Origin of the sequence: Polycyclovorans algicola TG408 (assembly GCF_000711245.1) — a bacterium.
Lineage (GTDB): Bacteria > Pseudomonadota > Gammaproteobacteria > Nevskiales > Nevskiaceae > Polycyclovorans > Polycyclovorans algicola.
In genome coordinates this window covers 16,752-36,112 of record NZ_JOMH01000001.1, presented here as the reverse complement: position 1 = coordinate 36,112, position 19,361 = coordinate 16,752, and the positions used below count along the sequence as shown (strand labels likewise).

Below are 19,361 nucleotides of genomic sequence, written 5' to 3'. Positions count from 1 at the left end.
GATCAGAACGGAATGGCGACAGGACGGACCAGCAGCCGGTTGAGCTGCTTCACGTCTTCCGGGCCGACCGAGCCGGCAATCTCCTTGAGTTCCAGCGCCTCCACCAACTGCCGGTAGCGGCGGCGTTGCAGTTCCACTTCGGCAAAGAAGCGGCGCTCGGTGGCGCTGAGCAGGTCGGCGTTGGTGCGCGTGCCCGCGTCGAAGCCGATCTTGAATTCCGATTCGGCCGCACGCGAGGCATCAACCGCCTGTTGCAAGGCGATGAGCTGGCTGCGGCCCACCACCACCTGCCGATAGCGGGTGGCGGCCAGCAGCCGCGCCTCGGTGCGCAGGCGCGACAGCTCGGCTTCGGCCTGAATGACGCGGGCCTCGTTGGCCGATATTGCGGCGCTGACGCTGCCCCCGGCGAAAATGGGAATGCGCGCCCGGGCACCGATGCGCATGTCGCGTTGCTCGCGTTCGCCCTCGACGCCGCCCGAGGCGTCCAGCTCGGTGGCCGAGCCAAAAAGATCGATGGTGGGCCATCGCCCGCGTTGCACGCGCAGCAGTTCATTGCGTGCCAGCGCCACTTCCAACTCTTGTTGCAGAACCGGATAGGCGTTGACGCCGGCGCGTTCCACCCAGTGGGCCTCGTCCAGCGGTTGCGGCAGGATGAAGGTGAAGTCTTCGGTCAGGCCCTTGAGGCTGCGCGCGCTCCACTGCGAGGTGGCGCGCAGGCGCGCTACGGCAGAGGCCAGGTCGGACTCGGCAATGCTTTCCTGCACGGCGGCCAACGACGCTGACGACTCGGCCTGGCTCTGGTCGGCCCGGGTCAGCAGACCGGCGCTCAGGCGACTGCCAACCTGGCTTTTCTGGCGCCCCACGGCATTCACACGGGCCTCGGAGGCAGCCTTCACCTCGACCGCCTCCAGCACCCGCAGGTATTGCGACATCAGCTCCGATGCCACGGTCGAGCGCGCGCGCTGCTCGGCCAGATTGGCCTGAATCTGCTTCAGCCGGGCCTGGTCCAGCGTCGCCCACAAGGCCGGTTTGATGATGGCCTGCTCGAAGCCGATGCCGTAGACGTACTGGTCAAAGTCGTCTTCACGGTCAATGTTGGTGACGCCGAAGAAGTCGCCCTGGACGCGTTCATCGATGTAGGCCGCTTCCCCGAAGACGCCGACCTGCGGCAGCAGTTGGCCCTTGGCGGCGGCACGCGCCTGTTCGGCCGCAGTACTCAGGGCCACGGCGCCGGTGAGCGCCGGGCTGATCCGCAGGGTCTGGTTGTAAAGGTCGATCAGGTCCGGAACCTGCGAGGTGGGCAGGTCGCTGCGTTCCACGCGACCGTCGTCCTGTGCCCAGGCCGAGGGAACCGCGAGCACCAAGGTCAATAGCAGGCAGGGCAGGCGCATGAGCGGGAAAATTTCTTTGAGAGAGCGGTGATCACGAAACCCCGCCCGAAACCATCCGGGCGGGGGCGAGATCAATTGGCGAGTTGAGCTTTGAAGAACAGCGCAATGCCTTCAGAGGCGTTGAAGCGTTCGGTGTTGGGCCCGAGCAGACGCGGCGCGTAGGCTTTGCCGCCCGGCCATTGATGGCCCACCTTGTCGACGCCGCACCACTCCACCTTGGATTTGCAGCCGACACGCTTCTGGCATTTCAACCCGGTTTCTTCGCGGACCACGGTGGCCTCGGCCTTGCAGCCGTTACGGCCGGCGAACTGGTCGACCACGTTGGCCATGCTCAGCCGCAGGGTGCCGTCGAACACGCCGCCGTCCCAGGGGATGCGCTTGTCTTCACGCCCTTGGATGAACAGCGCGGCGACCGGCTTGGGCTGCGCGCATTTCTCGAACATCGGCCCGCCGGAAACCGGGGCAATGGCGGCAAAGGTGCCGGGCGCTTCACAGACGATGCGGTGCAGCAGCATGGCGCCGTTGGAAAAGCCGGTGCCGAAAACCTGGTTGGCCGAGAGCTTGAGGCGGGCGCGCTCGGCGGTCACCAGGGCGGCGATGAAGCCCACGTCATCAACTTTGCGTTCGGCGGTTTTGCCGCAGCAGGTGCCGGCGTTCCAGGCGCGACCCACGCCATCGGGATAGGCCACCGCGAAGCCGTGGCGGGTGGCGGCGGCGTTGAAGCCGCTTTGTCCGGCCATGATGGCGCCGGTGCCGAGGCCGCCGTGCAGGGCCACGACCAGGCCTTTGAGGTTGTCGCGATGCTGCGGCGGCACGAACACTTCGTAGCTGCGGGTCTGGCCGCCGTGTTCGAGGGTTAGTTGGGTGACATTGGCGTCATCGGCCTTTGCGGGCGGCGCTTGGCAGGCGGCCAGCAGCGCGGCAGCAATCAATGGCAAGATTTTTTTCATTTACAGGGCCTTCATCGGGTAAACATCGGTTGCCCAGTTCATCAGGCTTTGGCTGACATGACCAGCGTGGGTCATCGGAAAGAAATGTCCGGCATCCTCGATCAGTTCGTAGCGGCTCTGCGGCCACAGGCGCTGCAGGGCTTCTCCGGTGGTCAGGCAGCGGCTGTGATCGGCGTACATCAGCAGCGTGGGCAAGCTGATCTGCTGCAGTTGCGCCAGGGTCGCGCCCGGCAGGTTGAAGCCGTTGCGGGCGTCGGTTTCGTCCAGCAGCGCCAGCCATTGTTTGGCGCCCTTGAGCGCGCCGCGACCTTCGGCAAAGGGAATGACCGGGTCCCCCGCCCGCGACAGCCGGCCCTCGACGCGGTGCCGTGCGGCCATTTCGAGAAAGCGGACGCCGGCCTGGGTTTCCTGCGACCAGTCGACACGGGTGTCGGCGGCAATTTCGGTTTCGAACGGCGTGAATTGCGCGACGTCGCTCATGCGCATGGTGGGCTGTATGCGCAGGCTGCGCACGTCCAGCAGCGCCAGCCCGTTGACCCGCTGCGGCGCCAGCACCGCAGCTTCGATGCAGGCGGCACCGCCGTAGCTGTGTCCCACCAGGCTGGCTTCGGTGATCTCCAGCGTGTCCATCAACTCCAGCAGCAGACGGCCCAGCGACAAGCTGTCGTAGCCGCTGGCGGGACGGTCGCTGTAGCCGTGGCCGGGCAGATCGAACAGAGTGACGGTGTAGTGCTCGCGCAGTTGCATCGCGTGGGCGAACCAGAAGGCGCGACTCGCCGCCAGGCCGTGGACCAGCACCAGGTCGGGGCCGCTGCCCATCTGCTGCCAGGCGATCCTTGTGCCGTTGAGGTCTGCGTAGGCCACCGGCTCAGGCGTTGACGAAGCGCTGCAGAAAGGTGGCGATCTGGCGAATCGACAGGTCGTCGACATAACGACCGTCCTGCATCAGCAGCTTGTCGAACGGCACCTTGCGCAGGCCAAAGGTTTCTTCCAGCGCAACGGTGAGCTGGATGATGTCGATGGACTCGAAGCCAAGATCGGCCAACAGTTTGGTGTCGCCGCTCATCGCACCCTCGGTGTCGTGGTCCCAGTCCTGGGTGAAATCTTCCAGCAGGGTGATCAGCGGTTGGATCAGGGCATCAGCCGTGGTCATGAGCGGGTTCCATGTCAAAGGTTCTAAAAAAGGGATTGCGCACGGCGTTCGATGGTCAGTGCGGCGCCGCTTCGCGTCAGCGCCCAGGTCTCGGGGTTGAGATCTTGCAGCCGGCCGTCGGCCTTCTGTTGTTCGAGAAAATCCAGGGTCGCCTCGACCTGCGACCAGTCGACCTGTGCCTTCCACGGCGCCAGATCGTACTGCCACCACGCCAGGGCCAGCAGGCGTTCGACGATGGCCTCGCTGAAACGCAGGCGCAGCACCCGCGCCGGGCTGCCGATGGCGATGGCGTAAGCCGGGATGTCGCGCGTGACCACGCTGCGCGCGCCGACACAGGCGCCTATGCCGACCCGCACGCCGCGCTTCACGAAGCTGCCGGCGCCGATGTAGGCCTCGTGCTCAATCCAGGTGTCGTTGACCACGCCGTCGACGTACGACGGGCCGGATTGCGCCTCGGGCGCCAGCCGCGCGAACTCGGGCACCTGATACATGCTCGGCAGGTGTTCGGGGCGGCCGAAGGCGAACGGGTGTGAACTGAACCAGTCCATCGGGTGCTCGGGCGGGCCGATGATCGACGACTCGCCGATCTGCGTGTAACGCCCAAGGTGCACCCGGTACAGGCTGGTGAGTCCGCCGGCATTGAAGAAGGTGAAGGCACCCACGGTGCAGTCCTTCAGCTTGTGCGCGAAGGTCCAGGCCGGACGCTCGTAGACCAGCGTGCCCGCAATGCCCGCGCCCTCGGCCGCAATCAGGCCGTGATCAAACAGGTCCTGGCGGCAGGTGATGGCGGGCATGGGCTGATGCGTCACTCCATGTAGCCGAGCATTTGCAGCTGCTCGATCATTTGCTTGCGTTCTTCGGCGTCCATTTCCTCGGTGGGTGCGCGCGAGGCCACCGGCCGGGTCTTGGCGCCTTGGCGCACCGGGTGAGCGGCCAGCCACTCGGCGTCGAAGAAGGGCTCAGACACCTTGCCTTCGATGTCGGACGGAATGCTCAGGCCGAGGCTGTGGAGCAGGGTCGGGCAGACATCGACAATCTGCTGCAGCGGCACCTCGCCCACCGGCGCGATGCCGTGGCCGTAGGCCAGGAAAATACCGTCCGGATGGTGCGTGCCCACCGGAATGTCGCGCTTGATCAGCGCCGGCTTGAGGTCACGAATCGAGACGAAGCCGTGGTCGTGCAGCACCAGGGTGAGGTCGCAGGCTTCTTTCATGTGCGGGCCGGGGAACCACTCTTCGCGCTTGAGCACATCGGCGACGAACGGCTCGCCTGACTCCGGGTGCTTCAGGGTTTTCAGGTCGGCGATGAGCTTGTCGCGGAAGGTCTCGTAATCTTTGGCGTCGATCCCCGGATCACCGGGCTTTTCGGCCACACGAATGTGAATGCCGTTGGATGAAGGCGTGCGGCAATAGGCGGTGGTCTTCGACCAGTCGAGGTTGGCAAAGTCGCTGGCCTCGCGGCGCAGCGCTTGCTCCGAGCCGTCGTTCTTGGCCCAGGTGAGGTAGCCCAGATCGGCCAAAAAGCTGTTGATGCGCAGCACGTCGGTGCTGGCGGTGAAGCCGTGATCGGAAGCGAAGAACACCTGCGCGTCCGGCCCGGCCAGGGTCACCAGTCGCTCGATGTAGCGGTCGAGGTTGGAGAAGTACTCGCGGCAGACTTCGCGCATCGCCTTGTCGTGCCCTTCGCGGTTTTCGGTGAGCAGTTCCGGGTCCAGCCACGGCCAGGCCTGGTGCTGAATTTTGTCGACGCCGTCGAACATCACCGCCATCAGGTCGGGCTTGTCGTTTTGCAGCACGTACTCGGCCACCTTGAACCACTGTTCCTCGCGCGGCAGGTGGTAGCGCACCCAGTTGGCCGTGTCTTCGGGCGACAGGGCTTCCAGCGCCTGCTTTTCGTTGTCGAAGTCCCAGGCCAGCTCTTTGGGCTTGAAGTCGGGCAGGTTCTGCTTGAGGCGCTCGAACAGTTCGCGCGGATGCGTGTTGCGACGCAGGTGCTTGGCGGGAATGAAGCCGGGAATGATGGCGCCGTTCACGTCCGGCGGCGGCGCCGTCAGCGGAAAGTTGAGCGCGGCCACGGTCTTCTTCTTGCGGCTGGCGATCGACCAGATCATTTCGGTGTCGACATCGCGCGCGTCGTAGAGCGTCCAGAACACTTCGCCGCCCTTGTCTTCGGCACGGATGAAGTCGAACACCCCGTGGGCGCCGGGATTCTTGCCGGTCATGATCGAGCACCAGGCGGGCGGCGTCAGCGGATTGGGCGTGGAGCGCAGCTTGGCGCGCACGCCGTTTTCCAGCACCTTTTTCATGAACGGCATGGTGATGCCTTCGCCGGGCAGATCGCGGACCATCTCGTTGAGAACGGTGAAGGTGCAGCCATCAAGGCCGATGAACAGTGTTGAAGTCATGAAGAGTCCCGGTGTGTTTCGTCGTTAATCAGATGTTGGCGGCCAAAGGGGTCGACTGTGCCCGGCGGCACAGGGCGACCACCTCGGTCGGCCCCGGATAGCGCAGTTCAATCTCGTAGCGAACGGCGTCGTGTAGCACGGCGGCGGTGGCGGGTGTGTCACCGTCGCCCAGATGGCCAACCACCCAGTCGCGTGGTTTGCCTGCAAAACCCAGGCCACCGGACTTGGCAGCCGCTTCCTTGGCGCACCACAGCGCCACGGTGGCGCGGGTCAGCGCCTCGCCCTTGAAGCGGGTGAGCAGGGTTTGCTCGCGCTCGGTCAATCCACCTGCAGCCAGCAGCGCCGGGTCGATGTGGTCGAGACGTTGGTAGTCCAGCCCGCAGGGCGCGCCCGCTTCACCCACCATGGCAACGGCGCCGCGCTGGCTGTGGCTGATCGAGATCGGCGGCAGACGCAGCGCGGGGTGTCCTGGCGCACGGGCCTGCGGACGCGCATCGGCACTGAGTTCGATGTCGGCGCAGGCCAGGGTCAGCCGGTGCTGGTGAAACGCCCATTCGCGCAGCGCGTCCTTGGCGGCGATGCGGCCCAGCAGCCATTCCTCGCGGCGCGGTCCGCGGTCCGACAGGCCGTAAAACTGGTTGCGCTCGGCGTCGGTCAGCACCAGGTGGGCCAGCATCCGCTTCCAGATGCCGCCGCCTTCGTCGAGAAAGGCGTTGTCGAAGGCATTGACCCGCCGCAGTTCGGTGGCGGCGTCCACCGACTCGCGCAGCCAGGGCTCCGACAGAAATGCCGCCGACGGCTGCAGGCGGAAGTCGTAAAGCCGCTGCGGCACGTTGAAGACCCGGTCTTTCCAGCCTTCGATACGCATCAGCAGCGAGCCTGCGGCATCGACCAGGTCGAAGTCGCAGCGCAGCCGCTGGTCGCCATCCAATGCAATGTTCATGCGGCACAACACCCGCGTACCGGCCGGCGGTGGCGCGCTGAACACGCGGCACTGGTCCACCTGGAACGGAAAGCAGTTGAACCCCCAGCCGAATTTCTCCGACAACCAATAGCCGGCCAATTGCCCGGCGGCATCGAGCAGGGCGGCGTCGAACTGGAAGCACGGCGCCGGCGTACCGGCGAAATAGTCGCCGGTGGCCAGCACCTCAAGATCGGCCTCGATGGCGCTGTCGGACCAGCGGCGCAGGTGCTTCACGCCCTGCAGGCGTGGGCCGTGGAACATGCCGTTGCGATACAGCCGCGCATCGGGGTTGCGGTTCGCCGGGCGGCCATCGCCGTCGCTCCAGCCCAGGGCAGGCGGCGCGGCGTCGTAGTGCGCGGCGAAGTGCAGCAGCGCCTCGAACACCATCAGCCCGCCACCGGGTGCTTTGGCGTCGACCCAGTAAAGACGGCCGCGCACGATGGGCGCGCCGGCGGGGCTGTCCTGGCGTTCCAGCACCAGGCGCAGGGCCAGATCGCCACGGTCCAGCGACAGCCAGCGGCTGCCGCGCGACTGGTCGATGGCGACGAGCTTCAACTCCGCGCGGCCCAACAGTCGGTGCGCGCCTTCGGCCAGCATTTCCATGCTGAAGGTGAACGGCACGACGGCAATGGGTTTCAAGCGGTCGTTGTGCAGACTCGGTGCGCTGCCGAGGGTGTGATCGGCCAGAAATGCGTCGTGCGACACGGTCAGTGTGTGGTGCAGCACCAGCTTGTCGGCGCTGTGCTCATCGACCGTCGTGCCCAGCAGCGGATAGCTCGCTGGTGGCGGTGTCGCCGTGGTCTGCGTCGCCGCAGCGACCGCGTTGCCGGACACCAGCCCCAGCACCCGGGCCTGGGAGTCGAGGAACGACTGCATGAGCGCGAAATGGGTTTGCAGGGCCGCGCTGCGTGGGTCGGTGGGGGCTGTGGTCTGCGAGGGCTTTTCAACGGCTGCGGCAGTCGCTGCGCTGGGGTTTGCGGGAATGGGCAGCGGTGGCACCGCCAGATGTTCCGGCCATTGCAGGCGCGGCATCATCAGGTTCAGGCGCGGCGCGACGGCGTCGCTGGGCGCCGGCACCGCCGGCACATCGCGATGCGCGAACAGGCCGCCAGGCTGCATCGGCACACCGGCGGCAAACAACTGGCCCAAGGCCTGCTGCAACTGGCCGAGGCCGGATTTACGGCGGCTGTTGCTGGCCACCACCAACGCGTCGGCCTTGCCGCGCAAGGTGTCACCGACAAATGACGTCAGGTTGCCGCTGGGGCCGACTTCGATGAACACGCGCACGCCATCCTCATAGAGACGCTGCACGGTTTCGACGAAGCGCACCGGGTGGTCCCACTGGTCCGCGACCAGCCCGCGAATGGCGTCGGCCTCGGCCGGAAACGGCGCCGCGCTGCAGGCGCTGTACAGGGTGGCGTCGCCGGGGCCGAAATCCACCTGGCTGAAATAGTCGCGATACGCCTCGGCGATGGGCTTGAACAAGGCGGTGTGATAGGCGCGACCAAACGGCAGTTCGGCGCAGATGGCGCTGTCGTCGACCAGTCGGGCGCGCAGCGCGTCCAAGGCCGGCTTTTGGCCAAACACCACCACCTGGTTGGGGCAGTTGTCCATGGCGATGACGTAGTCGGCGCCCGCGCCGGCAAACAGACGCGCGCGTGCATCGGGGCGCAGGCCGCCGATGGTCAGCAGCACGCCTTCGGCAATGGCGCCGTCGGCTTCGAGTTTCTGGAACAACTGGTTGAGGTCGCGCACCGTGTCGGCGAGCTCACTGCGGTCGCTGTAGCGGCGCACGCGGGCGGCGGTGAGCGCGGTGTTTTCGCCGGTGGAATGGCCGAGCATGGCGTCGGCGCGCAGGCCGACGGCGGTCAGCACATCGAACAGCGCCAGGCTGGCGGCGAACACCGATTCAGAGGCGATGTCCATCTCGAACAAGCGGGCATCGAGTTCGGCGCGCTGTGCGTCGTCCAGGGTCGTTGGCGGCGGAAACAGCACCGGCATGCGGCTCAGGCGCTGGCCGGGGATGGTCGTGCCTTCAAGAAAATCGAACCACTCGCGCGCCTGTGGAAACTGCACGCAGACATCGGCCAGCATGTTCGGGTACTGCGCGCCCTCACCGGGGAACAGCATGCACACCTTGCCGGGCGCGGCGCCAAAGCCATAGAACAGACCGCCGCGCGTCTTGAACGGCGCCGGGGCGTCACCGGCCAGTTTGGCCAGCGCCTGTTCGAGCTTCTTGGCCAGATCGTCGATGTCGCTGGCGACAATGGCCAGCCGGTGCTCGCCGTGTGCTTCGGCTGCGGTGGCGGCCGCGACGGCGGCCAGGGCCGGAATGGGTTTCAGCGCCAGGCGCGCCTGTAGGTTCTCAATGCGGGCACGCAGCGACGGCAGATCCACGGCGGCGATCATCACCAGCTCGCCGCTGCTGGGCGCGTGCAGCACCGGCACGCGAACCGCGCGACCTTTGGGCCGATGTTCTTCCAGCACCACATGGGCGTTGATGCCGCCGAAGCCGAAGGCGTTGACGCCCGCGCGGCGAGGCTGGCGTGGGTCATGCACCCAGGGCCGCGCCTCGTTGTTGATGTAGAACGGCGTGTTTTCCAGCGCCAGCGCCGGGTGCGGCGTGTCGCAGAGCATCGGCGGCAGCACCTTGTGGTGCAGGGCCAGGCTGGTCTTGATCAGGCTGGCGGCACCGGAGGCCGGAATGGCGTGGCTGATCTGGCTTTTCACCGAACCCAGCGCCACACCCGGCAGGCCGCGACGTGGACCGAACACCTGGGTCAGCGACTGGATCTCGGTGCGATCCCCCAGCGGAATGCCGGTGGCGTGCGCTTCGATCAGGCCGATGCTGTCGGGGTGGATGCCGCTGCCGTCGTAGGCGCGGCGCAGGGCCACGACCTGGCCTTCCATGCGCGGGGCGAACAAGCCCTTGGCCTTGCCGTCACTGCCGACGCCGATGCCCTTGATGACCGCATAGATGCGGTCGCCGTCGCGCTCGGCATCATCAAGACGCTTGAGCACGACGATGCCGCAGCCCTCGCCCAGCAGGGTGCCGGTGCCGGCCGCGTCGAAGGGGCGAATGCGCTCGCGTGACAGCGCGTTGATCTGCGAAAAAATCATGTAGCTGTGCGGCGGCGTCTGCGCGTGCACGCCGCCCGAAAGCATCAGGTCGCAGCGGCCGAGTTGCAGCTCGCGGCAGGCCTGTTCCAGTGCCACCAAGGATGAGGCGCAGGCGGCATCGACAATGCAGTTGGGCCCCATCAAATCGAGCCGGTTGGCAATGATGCCGGTGGTGACGTTGGGGATCAGCCCCGGCAACATTTCCGGGTTGAACGGCGGCAATTGGGCGCGCAGCCCTTCGCGCAGTGCCTCCAGTTCGGTGTCGCTGAAGTCGGGACGGACCTTGGCGACGATGTCGACCATCTGGTCGATCTCGTTGCCGTGGGCGATCAGGTTGGCGGCGCCGCGGTTGGTGTTGTTGCCGCGCCCCAGAATGATGCCGGCACGCTCGTGGTTGAACGGCTTGTCGAGATAGCCGCTGTCTTTGAGCGCATCGCGCGACTGCTTCAGTGCCAAAAAGTGATCGGGCTCACGGCCATCGACGGTGTTGGGCATGACGCCGAACTCGCGCGGGTCGAACTCGGCCAGCTCGTGCAGCCAACCGCCCTGCGCGGTGTAGACGCGGTTGCCGGCCTTGCCCTGGGCGTCGAGCACGCCGCGCGACCAGGCCTCGGGCGCCTCGGTCACGCAATAGCGCTTGTCGAGAATGTTCTGCCAGTAGGCCCGTACATCACGGGCACCGGCATAGACGCCGGACATGCCGACGATGGCAATGCCCAGAGGTTCAGCCACCGGGTTTGGCCTTCTCCGCCAGCCGGTTCAGGGCGGCGCTCATGTGGCCTTCGCAACGCTCCATCGCCACCAGCACGCGGCCTTGCGCGTCGGTGATCCAGGCGTCGTAGCGCACCGACTGCGCCTGATCGTCGGGCAACATGCGCATCGCCAGCTTCAGCGGGCCGTTGCGGTCGCCCCCGGCGTAGCGGCTGACGCGACCGAAGGCCGACGGCAGGGCGGTCATGTCGTGGTGCACGCGCGACCAGACGATGGCCAGCTGCGGCGGCAGATCGAGCAGGCCCGGATCGAACAGCCAGCTGCCGTCGCGGTCCAGCCAGCGCTGGACGTTGGCGCCCTGCACTGCGGCATCGACGCCTTGCAGTGACACGCCGTCGATACGCTTGATCAGCTGAAAGCGCGGGCCGTGGAACAGATAGTGGGCATAGGCGTCGCCCACATTCACCGGCTGGGCGTCAGTCACGGCCGCCAGATTGATGACCGGCGCTTCGGGCAGACGCTCCACCAGGCATACGGTGGCGCGGTAGCAGGGGCGCTTCTGTGCGGGGTCGACCATTTCGACGGTGATCGACTGGGTGCCGGCATCGGAATGCGACGAGGCGCGGGCGCGCAACTGGATCAGTCGCTCGCCATCGGCTTCCAGCGAAATGCCGTTGAACTGGCGCAGGTCGCGCAGTTCGCTGACCTGCCAGCCCGGCCACGCGGCGGCGGCAAACTGCGCCATCCACTCGGCGGCCCCGGCGGCCGGCAGCACCAGCTTGCCGTCGATGCGGTGGTCGAGCAGGTAGGGGTCACTGTCGGCGGTGAAGGTGTGGTCCAGGGTCATGGCGCCGCCTGGCCCCATGCGCGGCGCGTGGATGATCAGCGGCAGGCGGGTCGGTTCGGCCACCGGCAGGTCGGCTGTGGCAACGCCCCAGATGCCGCGACCGGCCACCAGCTCGACGTCGGCGCGCGGCCCGTACATCAGCTCGTCGATGAAATAGCGACGACCGGCCGCCACCGGGATGGGCTCGATCCCCTGGGTGCGGAACGCGGCCTTGACCGCTTCGCTGGCCATGCCGGCATCCCACGGCCCCCAGTTGATGGCCATCACGCGGGCATCGGGCCAGCGCCGGTGCAACTGCCACGCCAGGCGATTGAGCACCTCATTGGCGGCGGCATAGTCCGACTGGCCGCGGTTGCCGATACGTCCGGCAATCGAGGTGAAGAAGCAGAGCATTTTCAGGCTGGCGGGTTGCAGATGGCGCGACAGCACGCGCGCCGAATCCAGCTTGGTGCCGAGCACGCGGGCGAAGGAGTCCGGCTGCTTGTCGACGATCAGCTTGTCCTCGATCACGCCGGCACCGTGAATCACCGCATCGATGCGGCCGTGACGGGTGTAGAGGTCGGCCAGTACGGCGGTGAGCGCGGCTTCGTCGCGGACGTCGCAGGCGCGGTAGTCCACCGTGCAGCCGGCCGCGCGCAGGCGGGCGAGGTTGCTGCGGATTTCCCGGTCGGCCTGAATGCGGCTGATCTGCCGGTCAATCTCGACCGGCTGGGCGACCTTGCCGGCAGCCTTGGTTTCGGCCAGCAGATGACCGCGCAACTGGCTGACGGTCTGCAACGCGGTCAGCGCGGCCGGTTCGGTGCCGGGTTCCGGGCTGCGGCCCAGCAGCACCATGCACATGCCGGGCCGCGCCATTTCTTCGAGCAGCTCGGCGGTGATGCCGCGCGCGCCACCGGTGGCCAGCACCACCCAGTCGCCGTTTGGGGTCAGGACCGGTGCGTCGCCGGGGCTGAGCGGCTGCTCGGCGACAAGACTGCCGTAGCGGATGGGGCCGACGTAGCCGATTTCGGGTGCGGCGTCGTCGCACAGCAGTTCGTCGCAGAGGGCCGCGACGATCTCGCTGTCGGTCTGGCCGTCAAAATCGACGGCGCGCAGCACCGCCTCGGGATACTCGTGGCGAATGCAGTTCAAAATTCCATTGAGGCCTCCGGCGAGCAGCGAGCCGTCGCTGACACTGCTGCGACCGAAGCTGCCGCCCAGACGTGAGCCGGCCAGCAGCCGTGCACTTTTCAGGTCGGCGCCCAGCGCCTGCGCGAGGTGCAGCATCGACAGCAGGTGTTGCTGATAACCCGTCGCCCAATCGTCGGCCGCATCACCGTTGTCGTGGGGGTTGAGACCGCTGAGGTGCAGAACGGCACGAACCGGCCCGTGAGCGGTGCGCGCGGCGTCAACCGCTGCGGCCAATGCGTCCGAGGTGACCGCGTCGATGGCCACCGGGTGCAGTCCTTCGGCGCGCAGTCGGGCGGCCAGGGCTTCGCCGATGCCCGAGGGCGCGGCGACGATCAGCGCGGTGCCGGTGAGGCGCACGCGGCTGGGCGGCAGCGGTGCCGCCAGGGGCTTCACCACGTAACGCGGAATGGTCTGCGGCTCGGCGTCGATCACCGGCGCGGATTGGCCGCCCGTGGCCGGGGGCGTGGCAACGGGCGTTGCTGCAGCGGGCGTCAGGCCGGTCAGCGCATCCACAATCGCCTGCAGGCTGCGCGCCTGGGTGAAGCGTTCCATCTGCGGCTGCACCTGCGCGCCCAGCGTGGCGGGCAGTGCTTTCTGCAGCGCGCCGATGATCTCGACGCGTTTGATCGAGTCAACGCCGAGGTCGGCCTCAAGGTCAGCGTCCAGCGCCAGCATCTCAGGCGGGTAGCCGGTGCGGTCGGCGACCAGGGTGAGCAGCACCGCTTGCAGATCGATCTGCGGCTCGACGGCTGCAGCGTTTGCCGGCGCCGTAGCCACGGCAGGCGCCAATGCGGTGAGCGCATCGAGAATCGCCTGCAGGCTGCGCGCCTGGGTGAAGCGCTCCATGTGCTCGGCGACTTGGGTGGCGGCCTCGCCGGGCAGGGCTTTTTGCAGGGCGCCGATGATCTCGACGCGCTTGATGGAATCCACGCCCAGGTCAGCTTCAAGATCCGCATCCAGCGCCAGCATGTCTTGCGGGTAGCCGGTGCGGTCGGCGACCAGGTTGAGCAGCATGTCTTTCATCCCCTCTCCCGCGAGCGGGTGCCCCGAAAGGGGGGGGGAGGGCGGCGGCGCAGCCGCCGTGGCGTCACCAGAAGCTGACGTTGCACCTTGCTCCGCACGGCCCTCTCTCCCGCTGGGTGGGAGAGAAGAGAGCAGCGCCTCCAGAATGGCTTGCAGGCTGCGTGCTTGGGTGAAGCGCTCCATGTGCTGGGCGATTTGGGTGGCGGCTTCGCTCGGCAGGGCTTTTTGCAGGGCGCCGATGATTTCGACGCGCTTGATGGAATCCACGCCCAGGTCGGCTTCAAGATCAGCATCCAGCGCCAGCATGTCTTGCGGGTAACCGGTGCGGTCGGCGACCAGGTTGAGCAGCATCGACTGATGGTCGATGCGGCTGGGAATGGGGAGGGGGGAATCGGCAATTGCGGCGACAGCGGGCGGCGCTGCGAGGGGCGCCGTGATGCTGGGCGTGGCAACCGCCGCAGGGGCGACGGGCTGCGCAGCGGGGGTAGCGGTTGGCAGCGCGGGCATCGCGCCGCCCAAGGCTTGGGCAATTACGCGCTCTTGCAGCGCCAGAAACTGCTGCATGGTCTGTTGGTAGGCCAGCATGGCGTCGGCAGTGAGCGCGCTGCCCAGTGCCGGCACGGGCGTTGTCACCGGGCTGGACTCAACCGGCGCCGCAGCGGGCGCGATGGCTTGGTGTGCTGCGGCTTCGGCGCGCGCGGCATCGGCCGTGACGCGGGTCAGTGCGGGCAGGCTGCCGGTGCGGCGGATGCTGTCGCCGGGCGCGCGGGCGCAGCCGCCGCTAACCCGCCACACATGCGCCGGAATGGCGTCGATGGCGGCCGCCTGGGCAAGCTGGGCCATGTCGAGCAGGCGCAGTTCGCGGCCGTCGAACAGGCGCAGGGGTTTGAGCGCGACGCCCTGGGTCCAGAGTTCTGCCAGGCCCGCGAGCAGGCCCTTGATGCCGCCGCCCTGGCCGTCCAGCGCCACGGCGGTGATGTTGTTGCGCTCGCCCAGAATGCTGCGAACCATGTTGGTGCAGATGCTTTTTGGGCCGAGTTCCACAAACACCGTGCAGCCGCTGTCGGCCATGGCGGTGATTTCGCGCACGAACTCCACGCTGGACAGCAGGTGCCCGTCGAGCTGGGTTTGCATCTGTGCCGGGCTGGCCGGATACGGCGCGCCGTCGCTGTTGCTGAATACCGGGAAGCGCGCCGTGTGGAAGGCGGTGCGGTGGATGGCCTCCGACAGCGGCGGCCGCGCGTCGGCCACCAGTTCGGTGTGAAACGCACCAGAAACCGGCAGCAGCGTGCCGCGCAGACCGGCCTCGCCCAGCGCCTTGACGGCGGCTTCGACGGCGGCACGCGGCCCCGAAATCACGCTTTGCTGCGGCGCGTTGTGGTTGGCAATGCGCACGCCTTGAAAGCTGCGGATGACCATGTCGATGGCCTCCCGCGTGCCCTGCACGGCGGCCATGGTGCCGGGCACCGCGCTGGCACTGGCCTGGGCCATTGCCGCACCGCGAATGGCCGACAGCCGCAGGCAGTCGTCACGGCTGATGGCGCCTGCTGCGGCCAAAGCAACATATTCGCCGTAGCTGTGACCGGCGCTGGCGCTGGCCTGCAAGCCCAAGCGCTCGGCCAAGGCCAGATAGCCCAGCGACACGGCGCCAATTGCGGGTTGCGCAACGCGGGTGTCGGTGAGGGCGGCCTGCTGGTCCGCTTCGGCCTCGGCGCTGAACGCGGCGGGCGGCAAAATGTACTGCGACAGGCGACGCGGCAGTTGGCCGTTGAGGCTGCGGTCGGCGTGCTCCAGCGACTGACGAATGTCATCGATGTACAGCGCGGCCTCGCGGCCCATGTTGACGTACTGCGCGCCCTGGCCGGGGAACACAAACGCCAGCTTGGGCGCGTCGGTTGGGGCGTCGGCATTGAAGCGGATGGTCGGCGGCAGCGCCTGGCCGTCACGCAGGTGGGCGCTGACCTTGCCGAGTTCGGCGTTGAGACCGGCGAAGTCACCGGCCACCAGCGCAAGGCGCACCGCCGTGTCGCCGCGACCTTCTGCGGCGCGGGCCAGCGCCAGCGCCAGTTCGGCCAGGGTGAGCTTGCCGGGTGCGGCGAGCAGGGGTTGGACCTGGGCAATCTGCTGCTGCAACTGCGCGCGATCGGCGGCGCGGAACACGATCAGCTCCTGCGGCCAGCGGTCGTGCCCGGCAGTGGAAACTTGTGCGCCGCTGTATTCCTCCAGCACGGCGTGGAAGTTGGTGCCGCCAAAGCCGAAGGCCGACACGCCGGCGCGGCGCGGGTGATCGGGGTGGGCAATCCACGGGCGCGGCTGCTTGAGTAGGTAGGCGGGGGCGTCGGCGGCGGCCAGCGGCGCAATGGGTTTGTCCACGCCAAAGTGCGCGGGTTGCACGCGGTGGTAGAGCGACAGCGCCATTTTGATGAGCCCGGCAACGCCCGCGCTGGCCTTGGTGTGGCCGACCAGGGTTTTGACTGAGCCCAGGGCAACGCTCTGCGGTGCGGCTTGCTCGGCGCGCAGCGCGCGGGTGATGGTTTCGGCCTCGGCCTTGTCGCCAACCGGGGTGCCGGTGCCGTGGGCTTCGAACAATTCCAGCGAGCTTGGCGAGAACCCGGCCTTGGCGTAGGCGCGCTTCAGGGCGCGAATCTGCCCGTCGGGGCGCGGCGCGGTCAGGCCCAAAGCTTTGCCGTCACTGGACCCGGCCACGGCCTTGATGACCGCGTAAATCCGGTCGCCGTCGCGCTCGGCATCGGCAAGGCGCTTCAGGGCCACCACCGCCAAACCTTCGCTGATGGCAATGCCGTCGGCGGCCTGGTCAAAGGTGCGCGGCGCGCCGGTGGGCGACAGCGCCTGGGTTTTGGAGAAGCACAGAAAGCCGAACGGCGACTGCACCGTGTCGATGCCACCGGCCAGCACGAAGTTGCTGCGCCCCGATTCCAGTTCGCTGACGGCAATGGAGATGGCCGCCAGCGACGACGCGCAGGCTGCGTCCACGGTGAAGTTGAGGCCGCCAAAGTCCATCCGGTTGGCGACGCGCCCGGCGGCTACGTTGAGCAGCGTTCCGGCAAAGGATTCTTCGGTCCATTCCGGCAGGCGTTCCCAGACCCGGGGGTCGGGGTTTTCGACAAAGCGCGGCAACTCGGCGCGCACGCCGTATTGCAGGCCCAGATCGCCGAGGCCGCCGCCCGCGCCGAGGATGATGGAGGTGTTTTCGCGATCAAACCCGCCGTCGCCATATCCGGCATCGGCGAGGGTGCGTTGCGCCACCTCAAGGGTGAGCAACTGCATCGGGTCTATGGACTTCATTGAGCGCGGCGGAATGCCGAACTTCATGGGGTCAAACGGCACCTCGTCGAGAAAGCCGCCCCAGCGCGAGTAGATTTTGTCGCGGGTTTTGCGATCGGCGTCGAAATACAGCTCGGGGTCCCAGCGCTCGGGCGGCACCGGGCCGATGGCGCACACCTGATGAAGAATGTTGTGCCAGAACGCGTCCGGGCCGTCGGCCTTGGGCAGCAGGGTGCCGATGCCAACAATGGCGATGTCGGCGGGCTGGGCCTGCGCGCGGCGGGTTTTGCCAGCGTCGGTCCAGTCTTCAAGGTGAATCTGCGCGCCGCGGCACACGTCAAGGTGCAGGTCTTCAATGCTGAGCGCTGTGGCGCGCAGCGTGGCCACCTGGCCAATCATGTACATACCCTGGTCGAGCTGTTCGGCGGCTGCGACGCTAACGATGCTGCCTTCGGTGTTGCGGTTGACGCCTTTCGAGGCGATGCGCAGGCGGCCCAGATTCAGGTCTTCCAGCTCGTCGCGAATTTCTTCGGCGCTGCGGCCGTCGCGGATGAGGCGGCGGCGGGTGTCGAAGAATTCACGGGCAAACTGGGTATCGACACAGCGCGAGGCGTGGCCGGGGCCGGTTTCGAGGTTCACCGTGCGGCGGCAGCGCAGGGCTTCGTCCTGAAAGCCCTGGACGATGGCGCCGCTGTGGACGATTTCTTGCGTGAACAGATAGGCCGTGCCCATGAGCACGCCCACTTTCATGCCGCGCGCGGCCAGCGGCGCGGTCATGGCGGCCACCATGGCGCACGACAGCGCGTCGTGAATGCCACCGGCAAACAGCACGTGTACGTCTTTGGCGTCGGCGGGTTTCACCTCGGCCAGCAGCAGTTCGATCATTTGCTCCCACAGCGGGAAGCTGGCGATGGGCCCCACGTGGCCACCGCATTCGCGGCCTTCAAACACGAAGCGGCGCGCGCCCTGCTCCAGATACAAGCGCAGCAGCGCGGGTGCGGGCGCATGGATATAAGTGGTGATGCCGCGTTTCTCGAACTCGGCAGCCTGGTCGGGGCGGCCGCCGGCAATCAGCGCGAACGGCGGCGGGCACTTCCAGATTTCGGCGCATTGTTCTTCGCGCAGCGCATGCGGCACGAAGCCCAGCAGGCCCACGCCCCAGGGTGCGTCGCCGATGCGGTCGCGGGTTTGCTCCAGCATCTCGCGCACTTGCGGGCCGCGCATCAGCGCCAGCGCCAGCAGCGGCAGGGCGCCGCCGCGTGCCACATCGACCGCAAAGTCGGGGGAGTCTGACACCCGCGTCATGGGCCCCTGCACCACCGGGAAGCGGGTGCCGTGGGACGCGGCCAGCGGGCCGTTTTCGTCAACAAAACTAAGGGTTGCGGCTGATTCGATCTGCTGCTGGCTGGCGCGGCGCAACGCTTGCAGCAGCTTGCCGACCGAGCCATAGCGTTGCCGGTACCCCGCCGCAAGGCCCACCGCCTGGCCGACCGGCAGCAGGGCGTCCGGGCTGCCCGACCAGGCGATGCGTGCGTCCATGCGCTGGCGCCATTCGGCGGTGTCGAGTTGGCCACCTTCGGCGGCGCGATCATCGGCTTCGGCGGCCTTCAGGGCGGGGCCTGAGGGCTTGCCGTAGACCCGCAGCGGCTGCTCGACCCGCTCGCCGAAGAGCTTGCACTCGGCGCCGTTGAGGCGCGCCAAGTCGTTTTGCAGGGGCGCAGGCAGGGGCGATTCCTGTAGCGACAACAGGCAGTCGTCCAGCACCACGCCGCTGGCGCCCGCAACCCGGCAGGCCGCGGCCGCGCGAACGCCAATGCCACCGCGCACCATCACCGGCAAGACTGAGGCGCCGCGCAGTTTTTGCAGCAGGATGAAGCTGGTGTCTTCGCCAACCCATCCGCCCGCTTCGTGACCGAGGGCGATCAGGCCATCAACGCCGTCACCCAGCGCGGTGGCAGCTTCGGCGGTGGTGACTTCGGCCCACAGCAGCAGGCCGCCATGGGCCGCGCGCAGGGCGGCGGCGGCGTGTTGCTGGCGGCCGGGTTCGCCCGCCGCGAGGATGACGGTGAGGCTGCGGTCGTTTGCGAGCTGAAGCAGCTCCAGCGCTTGTGGCAGTTGCCCGGCGTGGATGCGCAGGCCAATGCGGGCTTCGGTGCTGCTGGCCAGCGCCCGAAAATGGGTCGATGACAGCGCCGTATCGGCGGCATGCACCAGGTCCAGCAAGCCGGTGGCGCCGCTGCGCGCCAGTGCCAACGCCAGTTGCGGCGGCAGGCTGCCCGGGTTGAGACCGAAGATCTCGAAAGGGCGTTGCGGGTGGGCAGTGGCGTCAGTGGGCGTCATGGG

General features: G+C 67.5%; 8 protein-coding genes. All 8 read right to left on the bottom strand.

Features of this window, described 5'->3' with window-relative positions:
• Window positions 1-2: 2 nt before the first annotated feature.
• Window positions 3-1,391: a TolC family protein gene (locus U741_RS0100120; protein ID WP_029888464.1), complete on the bottom strand. Its 1,389-nt coding sequence runs from the start codon at window positions 1,389-1,391 to the stop codon at window positions 3-5.
• Window positions 1,392-1,462: 71 nt separating this feature from the next.
• Window positions 1,463-2,341, bottom strand: coding sequence for a CE1 family esterase (locus U741_RS0100115; protein ID WP_052378344.1), 879 nt, complete (start codon window positions 2,339-2,341; stop codon window positions 1,463-1,465).
• On the bottom strand, window positions 2,342-3,205 hold the full coding sequence (locus tag U741_RS18095) for an alpha/beta fold hydrolase (RefSeq protein ID WP_052378343.1): 864 nt from the start codon (window positions 3,203-3,205) through the stop codon (window positions 2,342-2,344).
• Window positions 3,206-3,209: 4 nt separating this feature from the next.
• Window positions 3,210-3,494, bottom strand: coding sequence for an acyl carrier protein (locus tag U741_RS0100105; RefSeq protein WP_029888461.1), 285 nt, complete (start codon window positions 3,492-3,494; stop codon window positions 3,210-3,212).
• Between the two features lie 23 nt (window positions 3,495-3,517).
• Window positions 3,518-4,288: a CatB-related O-acetyltransferase gene (locus U741_RS0100100; RefSeq protein WP_029888460.1), complete on the bottom strand. Its 771-nt coding sequence runs from the start codon at window positions 4,286-4,288 to the stop codon at window positions 3,518-3,520.
• An 11-nt stretch (window positions 4,289-4,299) separates the two neighbouring features.
• Window positions 4,300-5,898 (bottom strand): alkaline phosphatase family protein, encoded by a 1,599-nt coding sequence (locus tag U741_RS0100095; RefSeq protein ID WP_029888459.1) that lies wholly within the window; start codon window positions 5,896-5,898, stop codon window positions 4,300-4,302.
• Window positions 5,899-5,926: 28 nt separating this feature from the next.
• On the bottom strand, window positions 5,927-10,714 hold the full coding sequence (locus U741_RS0100090) for a type I polyketide synthase (protein ID WP_043110143.1): 4,788 nt from the start codon (window positions 10,712-10,714) through the stop codon (window positions 5,927-5,929).
• Window positions 10,707-19,358 carry a type I polyketide synthase gene (locus U741_RS18090; RefSeq protein ID WP_029888457.1) on the bottom strand — a complete coding sequence of 2,884 codons (8,652 nt, stop codon included), beginning with the start codon at window positions 19,356-19,358 and terminating at the stop codon, window positions 10,707-10,709. Before U741_RS18090 ends, U741_RS0100090 begins: the two co-directional genes overlap by 8 nt.
• Between the last annotated feature and the right edge of the window lie 3 nt (window positions 19,359-19,361).